This is a genomic window from Formosa algae, assembly GCF_001439665.1.
Lineage (GTDB): Bacteria > Bacteroidota > Bacteroidia > Flavobacteriales > Flavobacteriaceae > Formosa > Formosa algae.
The window spans coordinates 14,300-28,032 of the sequence record NZ_LMAK01000016.1 but is presented as its reverse complement, the minus strand read 5'-3'; the positions used below and the strand labels follow the sequence as shown (position 1 = coordinate 28,032).

Annotated in this window: 14 protein-coding genes; 6 read left to right on the top strand and 8 right to left on the bottom strand. The window is 32.3% G+C overall.

Translation table 11 applies throughout. The annotated features are described in order from the left end of the window. The first annotated feature begins 53 nt into the window (after positions 1–53). Together AST99_RS06740 and AST99_RS06735 are read left to right on the top strand one after the other, a co-directional pair. On the top strand, positions 54–431 hold the full coding sequence (locus AST99_RS06740; RefSeq protein WP_057780516.1) for a hypothetical protein: 378 nt from the start codon (positions 54–56) through the stop codon (positions 429–431). Further along, positions 432–1,418 carry an FAD:protein FMN transferase gene (locus AST99_RS06735; RefSeq protein WP_057780515.1) on the top strand — a complete coding sequence of 329 codons (987 nt, stop codon included), beginning with the start codon at positions 432–434 and terminating at the stop codon, positions 1,416–1,418. Between the two features lie 11 nt (positions 1,419–1,429). Here the strand turns inward: AST99_RS06735 and AST99_RS06730 are convergent, their stop codons facing one another. Genes AST99_RS06730 through map form a run of 3 tightly spaced genes read right to left on the bottom strand, consistent with a single transcriptional unit; the run spans position 1,430 to position 3,393 of the window. Further along, on the bottom strand, positions 1,430–1,801 hold the full coding sequence (locus AST99_RS06730) for a DUF423 domain-containing protein (protein WP_057780513.1): 372 nt from the start codon (positions 1,799–1,801) through the stop codon (positions 1,430–1,432). A gap of 9 nt (positions 1,802–1,810) precedes the next feature. Continuing rightward, on the bottom strand, positions 1,811–2,575 hold the full coding sequence (locus AST99_RS06725; protein ID WP_057780510.1) for a class I SAM-dependent methyltransferase: 765 nt from the start codon (positions 2,573–2,575) through the stop codon (positions 1,811–1,813). After that, on the bottom strand, positions 2,575–3,393 hold the full coding sequence (gene map, locus AST99_RS06720; protein ID WP_057780509.1) for a type I methionyl aminopeptidase: 819 nt from the start codon (positions 3,391–3,393) through the stop codon (positions 2,575–2,577). Before map ends, AST99_RS06725 begins: the two co-directional genes overlap by 1 nt. 122 nt (positions 3,394–3,515) lie before the next feature. Between map and AST99_RS06715 the strand changes: the two genes are divergently transcribed. Then, positions 3,516–4,787 (top strand): acetyl-CoA hydrolase/transferase family protein, encoded by a 1,272-nt coding sequence (locus tag AST99_RS06715; RefSeq protein WP_057780507.1) that lies wholly within the window; start codon positions 3,516–3,518, stop codon positions 4,785–4,787. A gap of 1 nt (position 4,788) precedes the next feature. Here AST99_RS06715 and AST99_RS06710 read toward each other — a convergent pair whose 3' ends face one another. Further along, entirely contained in the window at positions 4,789–5,205 is a 417-nt protein-coding gene (locus AST99_RS06710) for a BT0820 family HAD-type phosphatase (protein WP_057780505.1), read from the bottom strand. Between the two features lie 26 nt (positions 5,206–5,231). Beyond that, positions 5,232–6,752 (bottom strand): 2,3-bisphosphoglycerate-independent phosphoglycerate mutase, encoded by a 1,521-nt coding sequence (gene gpmI, locus AST99_RS06705; RefSeq protein ID WP_057780503.1) that lies wholly within the window; start codon positions 6,750–6,752, stop codon positions 5,232–5,234. Between the two features lie 438 nt (positions 6,753–7,190). On the opposite strand from gpmI, the gene AST99_RS06700 reads away from it, so the two are divergent. Beyond that, positions 7,191–7,589: an ankyrin repeat domain-containing protein gene (locus AST99_RS06700; protein ID WP_057780501.1), complete on the top strand. Its 399-nt coding sequence runs from the start codon at positions 7,191–7,193 to the stop codon at positions 7,587–7,589. A gap of 418 nt (positions 7,590–8,007) precedes the next feature. Further along, positions 8,008–8,406: an ankyrin repeat domain-containing protein gene (locus AST99_RS06695; protein WP_057780500.1), complete on the top strand. Its 399-nt coding sequence runs from the start codon at positions 8,008–8,010 to the stop codon at positions 8,404–8,406. Between the two features lie 144 nt (positions 8,407–8,550). On the opposite strand, the gene AST99_RS06690 is transcribed toward AST99_RS06695, so the two are convergent. Then, the gene (locus AST99_RS06690) at positions 8,551–9,330 is read right to left on the bottom strand and encodes a zinc ribbon domain-containing protein (protein WP_057780498.1); all 780 of its coding nucleotides are present in this window, start codon (positions 9,328–9,330) and stop codon (positions 8,551–8,553) included. Between the two features lie 3 nt (positions 9,331–9,333). Beyond that, positions 9,334–10,428, bottom strand: coding sequence for a Nif3-like dinuclear metal center hexameric protein (locus tag AST99_RS06685; RefSeq protein WP_057780496.1), 1,095 nt, complete (start codon positions 10,426–10,428; stop codon positions 9,334–9,336). Between the two features lie 53 nt (positions 10,429–10,481). On the opposite strand from AST99_RS06685, the gene lpxK reads away from it, so the two are divergent. Then, entirely contained in the window at positions 10,482–11,489 is a 1,008-nt protein-coding gene (gene lpxK, locus AST99_RS06680; RefSeq protein ID WP_057780494.1) for a tetraacyldisaccharide 4'-kinase, read from the top strand. Here lpxK and AST99_RS06675 read toward each other — a convergent pair. Continuing rightward, complete coding sequence (locus AST99_RS06675; protein WP_057780492.1) at positions 11,486–13,723, bottom strand: tetratricopeptide repeat-containing hybrid sensor histidine kinase/response regulator; 2,238 nt, start codon at positions 13,721–13,723, stop codon at positions 11,486–11,488. The genes lpxK and AST99_RS06675 overlap by 4 nt on opposite strands. Positions 13,724–13,733: the final 10 nt, after the last annotated feature.

Below are 13,733 nucleotides of genomic sequence, written 5' to 3'. Positions count from 1 at the left end.
ATTAGTGATTTTAATTTCTAGTAGAAAACAGATATTAATAGTAATTTTGCTATATGAGTAAAGCGCTATCAACACAAGAATTACACAATCTAGCCATGAATCATGTTGGGAAAGATTTAGAACAACGTGGTTTTGAATTTGTGGCGATTAATAGTAAATTACAACGACACCCTCAGTTTGTTTGTATTGACAAAAAAGGACAATATTTTTTTGTTTTAGTTAAAGCTGTTTTGCTTCCTGAAAACCCTAATAATTACGATATAGTTTGGATGGAAACCTTTAAAGATCACGCGCGGAGTAATAACGCTAAAGTTTTATATGCCGGTGTGGGTTTAAGCAATCCAAATGGAGAAGATCTTCCCATATATCTTAATGAAGAATATTTAATAGAATACAATGGTATTCAAATTATAGAAACCCATTTAAATTAAATGAAAGTATTTCCATTATGTTTTATCTTACTGTTCTTTTCTTTTAGTTCTTGTAACGAATCTATAGAACATGTTAAGTTATCAGGTCCTGTTTTTGGAACATCTTATGCTGTACAATATTATTCAGATCAAGGAGTAAACTATCAAAAACAATTTGATAGTTTGTTTACCGTTATTAATAATTCCATGTCTACTTATATTCCAGATTCAGACATATCTCGTTTAAATAAAAATACATCTAACCTTATCGATTCACATTTTGCAAAAGTTTTTAAAGCATCTAAGCAAATATATAAAGATACAGATGGTGCTTTCGATCCTACTATTGGGGTTTTAGTTAATGCGTGGGCATTTGGTCCGGAAAAGCAGATTATAGGCTTAGATAGTCTTAAAATAGATAGTTTAAAGCTAAGTGTTGGGTTAGATAAAGTGACTTTAAATAAGTTTAAAGTCATTAAAGAAAATCCAAATACGTATTTAGATTTTAATGCCATTGCTAAAGGGTATGGAGTAGATGTTATTGGACGTTTTTTAGAGTCTCAAAATATCGAAAATTATTTGGTTGAAATCGGTGGAGAGATAAGAACTAAAGGCATAAACAAAGAAAAGGATAGTCCGTGGAAAGTAGGTGTCGAAATGCCTCATTTTGATGGTACTCAATCTTTACTTCGAGCTATTGAATTGAAAGATGAATCTATGGCTACTTCTGGGACGTATAGAAAATTTAAGGTCGATTCAGATGGTAATAAATTTTCCCATATAATAGATACACATTCCGGCTTTCCTAGTAAAACAAACCTATTGAGTATTTCTGTAATTGGAAAAGATTGTATGACAGCCGATGCGTACGCTACCGCTTTTAAAACGATGGGCATAGCGCGTATAAAAGAGTTTCTAAAAGACAGACCTGAGTTTAAAGTGTTTTTAATCTTTGAAAACGAAAACCAGGAATTGGCAACGTTGTCTTTAAACGGTTTTCCGGAATAATATCTTAAATATTAAAGTACTTGTAATAGTAGTAATCCCCATCCGCTTACTAAAAGTAGACCTCCTATAGGCGTTATAGGACCTAAGATTTTAATCTTTTTACCTTTTGCAGCAGTTAATACCAAGCCGTAAATACTAAACGAGAATAGTATTACCCCTAACGTAAAGCACCAATATATTGCTGATGGAATTTTAGTGTTAAAACCTAAGCCAATACTTACAAGTACTATAGCGTGATACATTTGATACTTTACACCAACTTCAAAACTTTGTAATTGATCTGCGGTTAATATTTTTTTTAAAGCATGAGCGCCAAAAGCACCAAAAATAACAGCAAGCATTCCAAAAAAAGCTCCAGTTGCTATAATAATTTGAGTTGTCATGGTTGAATTTTATTTATATACTACAGGTATTAGTTCACCTTTAGCTAAACAGTATTTAGAAATTTCGGAGTCTGAAAATTTAGAGGTATAATCTACAGCATTAACTTTAAACCCAATAGTTCTTAATTTATCAAAATAATCCAAGCCATATACACGCACATGGTCGTATTGCCCAAATATTTTAGCACGCTCTTTTTTATCTGTTATCGAATCATCTTCAAACGTGATCTTTCTAGTATAATCTTGCGGAATTTGTAGTATTCCCATGCCGCCTGGTTTTAATATGCGATATAACTCATGCATGGCTTTAGTATCATCAGGAATATGTTCTAAAACGTGGTTACATAATATCACATCAAAACTTTGGTCTTCAAACGGAAGATTACAAATATCTGCTTTAACATCAGCTAAAGGCGAAAGTAAATCTGTAGTGGTATATTCTAAATTTTTTAGTGCTCTAAAACGTTTGTAAAAAGCTTGTTCTGGAGCAAAATGAAGTACTTTTTTAGGCGCAGTAAAAAAATCTGTTTCATTTTTTAAATACAACCATAATAATCTGTGTCGCTCTAAAGATAGGGTAGAAGGAGACAATACATTATTGCGTTGCGTACCATAACCATAAGGTAAAAACGATTTAAACCCTTTTCCATCTATAGGATCTATAAATGTATTTCCTTTTAAAGCGGCAGCCATTATTGGCCTTACAACATAGCTTAAACGAATAAGTAATGGTCTAGGGATGGTGTTTAAAACCAATTTAAAGGCTTTTTTCATTAAAGTACTAAGGCCTTTTGTCTAAATTCATCTTCTTCGTTAGTGTCTATGCCTAAAGCTTGGTGTACATAAGCAAAGGTTGAAAGTAATTCTGCTTTACCATCTACAATAGCCACATCATGTTCAAAGTGAGCACTAGGTTTTTTATCTAACGTAGTAATTGTCCAACCATCTCTGTGTTGTTTAATACGCTGAGTTCCTAAATTAATCATAGGTTCTATAGCTACAACCATACCTTCAACAAATTTCTTTCCTCTTCCTCGTCTACCATAGTTTGGCATTTCAGGATCTTCATGCATTTTTCTTCCCACACCATGGCCTACTAATTCTCTAACCACACCATAGCCATGTGCTTCACAATAATTTTGGATGGCATAACCAACATCTCCAACACGTTTACCTACTTTTAATTCGCGTAAACCTACGTAAATAGATGCTCTGGTAACATCGAGTAATTTTTGAGTTTCTGGAGCAATTTCACCGACAGCAAATGTGTAAGCATGATCACCGTAAAAATCATTTTTTAAAGCACCACAATCAATAGAGATAATATCGCCTTCTTCTAAAGGTTTGTCATTCGGTATACCGTGTACAACTTGTTCATTAGGGCTCATGCAAAGCGAGTTTGGAAATCCATACATGCCCAAAAAGCCAGGATAGGCACCGTGGTCGCGTATAAATGTTTCTGCAAGTTTATCAAGCTCTAATGTTGTTACACCTGGTTTTACAGCTTTAGCTAATTCTCCTAGTGTTTTAGATACGATAAGCGCACTTTCGCGCATCAATTCGATCTCTTCTTTTGTTTTTACTATAATCATGTCCAAAAATAAAGTGCAAATATACTTAAAAATACCTAGTTAATTTGTTTAATGGAATATGACTTTAAACAGTTTTTAAACCTTTAAAATTGTCGTATTTTGCATTCTTAAAAAAAAAGAAGATGTATAAATGCGTAAGTGCAGCCGAAGCTGTAAAAGTTATAGAATCTAACGACAGAGTGTATTTACATGCAGCTGCAGCTGTACCACAATTGTTGATTAACGCATTAACACAACGCCATGATGAATTACGTAATGTAGAAATCTGTCACTTACATACCGAAGGCCAAGCGCCTTATGCAAATCCTGACTTTAAAGATAGTTTTCATGTAAACTCATTCTTTATCGCGAAAAATATTAGACATACCATTAAAGCAGGAAATGGATCGTATACGCCTGTGTTTTTAAGCGAACTTCCATTATTGTTTAAACGTAATATAGTAGACTTGCAAGTAGCCTTAATTCATGTTTCTGTTCCAGATATACATGGTTACTGTTCTCTTGGGGTTTCTGTTGAAGCCACTTTAGCGGCAATAGATAATGCCGATTATGTAATTGCACAGGTTAATAAACAAATGCCAAGAACCTTTGGAGATGGGATAATCCATATTTCTGAAATAAACAGCTTTGTTGAATGTGACGAACCTTTGCCGACACACGATATTCCTGAACCTACAGAAACTGAAAATAAAATAGGGGCTTATGTTGCCAATTTAATTGAAGACAAAAGCACTTTGCAAATGGGAATTGGTACCATTCCAAATGCTGTATTATCGTTATTAGGAAACCATAAAGATTTAGGGTTGCATACAGAAATGTTTTCTGATGGTGTGATTGATTTAATTTTGAAAGATGTTATTAACGGAAATTATAAAAGTATAAACCCAGGGCGTGCTTTAGCTACGTTTTTAATGGGATCGCAACGTTTATATGACTATGTAAATGACAATCCATATATTGAATTAAGAAGTTCGGATTATGTAAACGATGTTTCTGTGATCAAACAAAATCCGCGTATGGTAGCTATTAATTCTGCTATTGAAGTAGATGTTACAGGTCAAGTTTGTGCAGATTCAATTGGTGCAGACATGTATTCTGGAGTAGGTGGACAGATGGACTTTATACGTGGCGCATCGTTAAGTGAAGGCGGTAAAGCAATTATTGCATTGCCATCTGTAACTAAAAATGGGATTAGCAGAATTGTACCTTCATTAAACTCTGGTGCAGGAGTTGTTACCACCCGTGCTCATATTCATTATGTAGTTACAGAATATGGTGTGGCTAATTTATATGGTAAAACCATACAACAACGCGCAAAAGCTTTAGTAGAAATAGCGCATCCTGATCATAGAGAATCTATAGACCGCGACTATTTTAAATTAGTAAGAGGCTAAATTATTTTTTAAAAAGAGAGGCCAAAAAACCTCTCTTTTTTTCTATGCTTTTCGGATCGAAGTTTGGGTCTGATAATAAATGATAAATTTCTCCCCAACCCAAAAATCCGCCAACATTTCTATCATCTATAAAAATGTCGGCATTAATTTTTCTACTTTTTGTAACATCAAATTCTTCTTCAGGAAAACTACTATTTACAGCGTAAAACTCTACTCCGTTGTCTTTGCAAAACGCGACAGCTTCTTCTAAAGGTTTACCACATCTGTATGTCCATAATATTAAGCGATGACCATCTTGTTGAAGACGTTTTATCGTATCGAAAGCAAACGTTTTTGCTTTTCCAACTCTTGGGTATGCGTCTTCTACGATAGTACCATCAAAATCTATAGCAATAATTAATTTATCTTGAAAAATCATTTAGTAGGTTTATATTTTAAGCGTTTTTAATCTATTAAAGAATGCCTTGTCATGGCTTCAGGTTGTGGAACTCCGATTAATTTTAAAATAGTTGGTGCCATGTCTCCTAATACACCATCTTTAATGTGTTTTAAGTCATTGTCTATTAAAATTAAAGGCACTGGATTTGTAGTGTGCGCAGTGTTTGGCGATCCGTCTGGATTAATCATGGTTTCACAATTTCCGTGATCTGCAATGAGTAAAGTTGTATAACCGTTAGCTAAAGCCGTAGTTACAACATCTTTTACGCAAGCATCTACAGCTTCACAGGCTTTAATAGCAGCGGCCATTACACCTGTATGTCCAACCATATCTCCGTTAGCAAAGTTTAAACATACAAAATCTACATCTCCTTTTTCTAATTCAGGAACCAATGCATCTTTTAATTCAAAAGCACTCATTTCTGGTTGTAAATCGTAAGTGGCTACTTTTGGAGAGTTTTTTAAAATTCTAGATTCCCCTTCAAAAGGTTCTTCTTGTCCGCCAGAGAAGAAAAATGTAACGTGTGGGTATTTTTCTGTTTCTGCTATACGGATTTGTTTCTTATGGTTTCTAGATAAGACTTCTCCTAGTGTATCTTTCAAATTATCTTTATTAAAAACAACTTTTATGTTTTTAAAGTTTTCATCGTAATTTGTAAGTGTAACATAGTATAAGTCAAGCTTATGCATGTTTTGTTCGTGATTATCGCTTTGAGATAATACTTCGGTAAGTTCACGACCTCTGTCTGTTCTAAAATTGAAGAATATAACAACATCTCCAGCTTCAATATTTCCTAAAGGTTTTCCGTTTTCATCACAGTGAATAATAGGTTTAATAAATTCATCTGTAACATCGTTTTTATAGTTTTTAGAGATGGATTCTCCAACATTTGTGCTGTGTTCACCTTCTCCGTTAACCATAGCGTCGTAAGCAAGCTTAACACGTTCCCAACGCTTATCTCTATCCATGGCATAGTAACGCCCTGTGATAGATGCTATTTCTGCAGGAGTTCCTTCTATATGATCTTCTAATTGATTCACGAAACTTAATCCCGATTTAGGATCTACGTCACGTCCATCTGTAAAACCGTGTACAAAAACCTTTTTTAAATCTGCTTCATTTGCAGCATCTAATAATCCGAATAAATGTTTAATATGCGAATGCACACCACCAGTACTTAATAGTCCTAAAAAGTGAACAGGCTTGTCATTGTCTTTAGCATATTTAAAAGCATCTGCTAAGACTTTCTCTTGTCCAAGAGTTTTGTCTTTTACAGCTAAATTAATTTTCACTAAATCTTGGTATACAATTCGTCCGGCACCTAAATTCATATGTCCAACCTCACTGTTTCCCATTTGTCCTTCTGGCAAACCTACATTTTCTCCATCTGTCCTTAACTGTGCACTTGGGTATTTAGTATATAAAGAATCAATGAAAGGCGTGTTGGCATTGTCTATAGCCGATACTTTTGGGTCTGGAGACTTACCCCAACCATCTAGTATCATTAAGATGACTTTTTTATTCATAATAGATTTTATTTAGTACGTAAAGATAAAAGTTTAAAATGTCTTTCGGGAATTATTTGGGTTACAAAATCAAGCTATTCGTGCTTTTTATGAACATTTTTTCACTACATCGTTTTAGTGGAAATGTCTTTAATACAATTTTAACAATTTTGTTTCCAAATGATTAATCTAAGGTTATTTTAATATTTAACTGTAACAAATAGCTATATGACCTCGTCTTTATAATACAATCGAAAATATTTAAAAAACTTTCATCATGACAAAAATCATCACAAATTATTCTGAAACGTCATCAGCTTCAGTCTTAAAAGGAGTAAGTAATCTAAAATGTAATAAAAAGGTCGTATGTAATCAATTGGAGTGACAATGGAGTGCTATCCATTTAATCGTAATCACATCAGTACACACAAATATCTAAATTTTTAAAACATTTTAATTATGAAAAATCTATTATACATTATCACAATCGCTATGGGAGTATCTGCTCCAAATGTTCAAGCTGCTACAGTTAGTTTATCAAATCATTCAGAATCTATAGAAATTACAACTTCTGTATACGATGTAAATTTATTGTGTACATCTATTGCTAAAGGAAATACAGAAATCGTTAAAAAATTAATTGAAAGTGGCGAAGATGTAAATAAGAAGTCTAACGGACTAACACCTGCCATGTATGCCGCTAAATACAATAGGGTAGATATCTTAAATTATTTAATTTCTAGAGGTGCAAATTTAAAGTCGAAATGTGATTTAGGGTATACAGCATTAGATTATGCAAAAGCAACTAATGCAACCGATGCACAGCATATTATTGAGGCAGCATTGATAAAAAAATAATTCTGTAAGAATTATGTATAGTTTACAAGCGGTTATATTTAATATATAGCCGCTTTTTTATTGTGGTATTGTTTCATCTATTTTTATAAAAACCAATGTGTTATATGTCTTTTTTATGGTTCTTATCTTAGATTTTACATTAAAATAATAAAATGTTAAAATAGGTGTTAATTTGTAGGAAAAACGTTGTTTTAATTCTGTAATATTAACTGGTTTTAAGGTGCTTTATGGTATTAAAAGTCTTAAAATATCGTAGTTTTATTAGTGTTATGCTACTTTTGTTTAAAGGTTGATAAATCTACTTTTACAAATGTTAATATTTTGTTAAAATGAATATTAAAATATGATATTCTCATTAAATTTGACATATATTATTAAATATATAAAAATATTCAATTTTATTAAAAATGTCGTAATTATGAGAACTCTATTATTTATTATCACAATCGCATTAGGAACTGTAACTACAAACGTTCAAGCTTCTAATTTTATTTCAAATACAAACACTAACCCTTTAACAGTAACTGTAAATAAACCAATGGTTAATTTACTATGTACATCTATTGCAAAAGGAGATACAGAAATCGTTAAAAAATTAATTGCTAACGGTGAAAATGTAAATCAAAAATCTAACGGATTAACTCCAGCAATGTATGCAGCTAAATATAACAGAGCAGAAATTCTTCAACTTTTAATTTCTAAAGGTGCAAACTTAAAAGTTAAATGCAACAAAGGATATACTGCTTTAGATTATGCAAAAGCTACAAACGCTAAAGAAGCTCAAAACATAATTGAAACTACTATAGCTAAAAAATAAACAGCATCGCGTTGTTCATTTAAAAAGGGTGTCTATTTATAGATGCCCTTTTTTATGTGTCCTGATGAATGGTTTTGAAAAAATGCATAAAAAAAACCGTCTAAAACATGTTTTAGACGGTTTTTAATATAGTATAAGGAGTAATTAGAATTTAGCAAAAAGCTTATCCATTTTTTCCTTTTGTTCTGTAGCTAATGCTTCATCAACTAAAATTCTTCCACTGTGCTCGTCGGTAATAATCTTTTTACGAGAAGCTATTTCCATTTGAATTTGTGGTGGAATAGTAAAGAAAGATCCTCCAGAAGCACCTCTTTCAATGGCAACAACTGCTAATCCGTTTTTTACATTACTACGAATTCTAACGTATGCTTTTACTAAACGCTCTTCAATTAACGTTTTGTATTCTTCAGACTTCTTAATTAATGCTAATTCTTCTTTTTCAGTTTCAGCTAAGATAGCATCTAATTCACTTTTCTTGTGCTTAAGGTGTGCTTGGCGTTCTTTAGAACGTTCTTTAGTCTGAGAAATAACGTCTTTCTTTAGCTCGATTTGAGCTTTGAACTCATTGATGTGTTTTTCTGCTAATTGAATTTCTAATTCTTGAAATTCAACTTCTTTAGTAAGTGAGTTATACTCTCTGTTATTACTTACATTTTTTAGTTGTGCACTGTATTTTTTAATTAAAGATTTAGCTTCTTCAATTAAATTCTTTTTAGATTTAATTTCTTCATCTAAAGTTTCTAGACTAGTGTCTAATTTCTCAAGTCTTGTGTGTAGTCCAGCAACTTCATCTTCTAAATCACGTACCTCTAAAGGTAGTTCTCCTCGAACGTTTCTAATTTCATCGATTCTAGAATCGACAAGTTGTAGATCGTATAAAGCTCTTAAACGTTCTTCTACAGTTACTTCTTTACTTTTTGCCATACTTTAAAAATACTTAACAGGGTTTGTATCGGTCTTTGATAAAACGATTGCAAAATTAGTGATTTTTTTTGTAAGATGGGCTACTAAACCATTTTTTGTAAACTGTTCACTTTCAAAATGTCCAATATCGGCTAAAATTAACTCGTTTTCGGCTGAAAAAAAATCGTGATACTTTAAGTCGGCCGTTATAAAGGCATCAACTCCAGCACGTTTCGCTTGCGATATCGCAAAGCTTCCAGAGCCCCCTAAAACAGCGATTTTTTTTATGGGTTTGCCCAGTAAAGCACTGTGGCGTATACAAGCTGTGTTCATTTTGGTCTTTAAAAACGACAGAAATTCTGTTTCACTCATTTCAGATTCAAATTCTCCTACCATTCCAATACCAATGTGCTGATTTTTATTTTCGAGTGTTATAATTTCGTAAGCGACCTCTTCATAAGAATGGGTGTTAAATAAAGCTTTTAAAATTTTACTTTCTAAATGTTTTGCAAAGGTTACAGAAATTTGAGTTTCGTCTTCAAAATGAACTTCACCTTTTGTGCCTATTGTTGGATTGGCATTTTGGTCTGGATTAAACGTTCCCGTACCTTCTAAATTAAAACTACAATCTGAATAATTTCCTATTTGCCCAGCACCAGCATCAAATAAAGCCTGACGTAATGTATTTGCTTCTGTTTTCGGAACAAAGGTTGTTAGTTTTTTTATGGTATTATTTTGCGGAATTAAAATAGAGGTGTTTACGAGTTGTAGCTGATTGCAAATCATTGCATTTACACCTTCAATATGATTATCTAAAGCCGTATGAATAGCATAAATTGAAATATTGTGTTTTATGGCTTTTAATACTACGCGCTCTACATAGGTTTGTCCTGTCAATTTTTTTAAGCCTTTAAAAATTATGGGATGGAAACTAACAATAAGATTACAGTGGTTTGCAATAGCTTCGTCTACTACTGTTTCTAAAGTGTCTAAAGTGACTAAAATACCAGTTAAGGTATTCGTTTTATCGCCTACCAATAAGCCAACATTATCGAAATCTTCGGCATAATTTAGTGGTGCAAAATCTTCAAGATGATTTATAACGTCTTGAACAATCATAATATTTATGGTATTAGGTTTAAAACAAAGATAAAATATTTACTTTCGTTACAATGAAATTATTACGTTACATCTTCTTTCCTGTGGTGCCTATATATTTTTGTATTACTTGGCTACGAAATAAATTATTCGATTTAGGTATTTTAAAATCTACATCTTACCGTTTTCCTGTGATATGTGTTGGTAATTTAAGCGTTGGTGGTACAGGAAAAACACCAATGATTGAATATTTAATACGGTTACTAAAAGATGATACTCAAGTGGCGACTTTAAGTCGTGGTTATAAACGTAAGAGTGAAGGGTTTCAAATAGGAAAAGAAGGTGTAACGGCCGATATTTTAGGAGATGAACCTTTTCAGTTTTATTCGAAATATAAAAATCAAATTACCGTAGCTGTTGATGCGGATAGGAGAGAAGGTATTGCCCAATTAATGGCTTTGCAACTTAAACCAGACGTGGTATTGTTAGATGATGCTTACCAACACCGAAAGGTACAAGCCGGATTTAATATTTTGCTTACCACGTATTCTAATCTTTACACGTCAGATATAGTGTTGCCAACAGGTAATTTAAGAGAACCAAAAAGTGGTGCTAGTCGTGCAAATGTTATTGTAGTTACCAAATGCCCAAATAGTATTTCTGAATCGGAAAAAGCAGATATCATTACTGCTATAGCTCCGAAAACAGAGCAACACGTGTTTTTTAGTACCATAAAATATGCAGATTATGTGGTGTCTAAAACAAAGCAAATGGATTTACAAGATGTGCCCCGTTTTACATTGGTAACTGGTATTGCTAATCCAACTCCACTAGTCGATTATTTAAAAGGTAAAGATATGGTGTTTGATCATTTAAATTTTAAAGATCATCATGATTTTACAGCAGATGAACTGGAAACCTTCAAGCAAAAAACGTGTATTTTAACTACAGAAAAAGATTTTATGAGGTTAAATCAGTTTGAGTATTTAGACGATAAAGTGTTTTATTTAAGTATAGAAGCGGTTATAGACCGTGCAGCTGATTTTGATAAATTAGTGAAATCTTATGTTGCATCTTATTAACTTTTAGCATCTTTATTTCCAATTACAGCATTAAATAATTTCTTCTCGAAATCTTCTTGCTTAAATGGTTTAGAGATAATATCGTCAAATCCAGCTTCTTCAAATTCCTTCATTTTATCTTCAATAGTAACAGCTGTTAATGCAAAGATGTTTAACTCTCTATCGAAGGTTCTAATAATTTTAGTGGCTTCAATACCACTTATTCCTGGCATGTGTATATCCATTAAAACAACATCGTAGTGATTGTTTTTAACCATATCTACAGCTTCTTCACCATTATCTACAATGTCGCAATTTAGCTTCATTTTGGTCAGAATCTTGTTTGTAATCATTTGGTTAATCTTGTTGTCTTCAACCACTAAAATTTTAATATTACTTAATTCGTTAGCTGTAACATCTTTAAAGTAATTTTTGTTTTGTTCTGTTGGAACTTCTTCGGTAGTATATTTTAAAGGGATTTCAAAAAAGAAGGTTGTTCCTTTATTTAATTCACTTTTAAGGTAAATTTTCCCATTTAAAATATCTATTAATCCTTTTACTATAGAAAGGCCAAGTCCGGTTCCTCCATACTTTCTATTAATCTGAATAGAGCCTTGGGAGAAACTTTCAAACATGTGTTTTTGTTTTTCTGGAGTAATCCCAATCCCGTTATCTTCAACTTCAAATTTCAAATTAAAGATGCCATCTGGTGTTTCGTTAACTTTAATTACACGAACCCAAATGTCTCCGTCTTTGGTGAATTTTATCGAGTTTCCGATTAAATTAATCAAGATTTGAGATAATTTAATTTGATCTGCTTTAAAGTGTAGCGGAATATTCATGTCGTATTCAAAATGAATTTCTACACCATTATCTGTAGCCGAGTTTTTTAAGGCTGAAATAACATCTGTTATTTTTCTTCTTAGGTCGAAAACTTCGTATTCTATATCTACTTTATTGGCTTCAATTTTATTAATTTGAAGAATATCATTAATAAAGGTTAAAAGATAATCTCCTGAAAATTTAAGCGATTTTAAGTGCTGTATCTGGTTGGGTTTTGGGTTCTCGTCTAATAACATATTAGTTAAACCTGTAACAGCATATAATGGTGTTCTTAGCTCGTGTGTTACGGTAGAGAGAAAGTTTGCTTTGGTTTTAGATGCTAGTTCTGCTTTTTCTTTAGCGAGAATTAATTCTGCATTCTTTTTATGCAACATATTATTGGTCTTCAACCTAATGTTGTTGTTTTTGTAAAGAGACAGCGTTAAAAGGGATAGAATTGTAATTAAAGCAATACTTAAAATGGTTGCTAATTTATTTAAGCTTTTATCGACTTTTAGTTTTTCTAAATCGGCTTCTTTTTCTTTCTGGTATTCGGTTTGATTATCTAAAATAAATTTAGCACGTTTCTCTGGAGATAGATTTTGGTGTTTTATCTCTAATAATTTTTTAGATAATGTAATGTGGTTTTTTAAAAATTGAGTAGAAAGCTGATAATTACCTAACTTCTCGTTTAATTCGCTTAAAATTAAATACCCATGATTTAAAACATCTGTGAAGTTATTAATTTCGGCAATTTGAATTCCTTGATTTCCTAAATTTAAAGCTTCTTCATTTTCGTTTAAAAAATAGTATACTCTTGCTTGATAAATTAAGGCACTACTTCTAATTTTCTTTAAATCGTAGCGTTGCGTTAAGGCTAAAGATTTTTCTAAACGTTCTCTTGCTTTTCTGTACTGTTTAAGCTCTATGTATGCTTTACCTTGATTTAAAAGGACTTCAGCTTCAAATTCTGAAAGGCCTTCTTGTTCAAACAAAGTTAATGAAGAGATGTAATACGTTAAGGCTTGGTCATATTCATTTAAAGACATGTATATGTTCCCTAGCGTTTTATAAGTATCGGCTAAATTTACATTGTCTTTAGAAAATCGTTGGACTTCAATTGCCTTTGTAATGGTTTTTAAAGCCTCATCGTTTTCATCAATAATATGCTCTAATTTACCAATTTTAGAGTATATAAGTCCGATGCTTTTTTTGTTATCAAGCTCTTCTGCAAGTTGTAAAGCTTCTTCTAGTTTCTTTTTAGCAGGGTAGTAATTATTGTTGTCTAAGTCGTACTGCGCTTGAGTTATACGGTAGTCTATAGTGTTTTGAATGGTTTCAGGATCGTTGCTTACAGTTTCCTGAGCATGTATATGTATACCGAAATTAAGTAAAAAGAGTATTCCTACTGTGTAGTATTTAATGTTAGCCATATAACGGTTC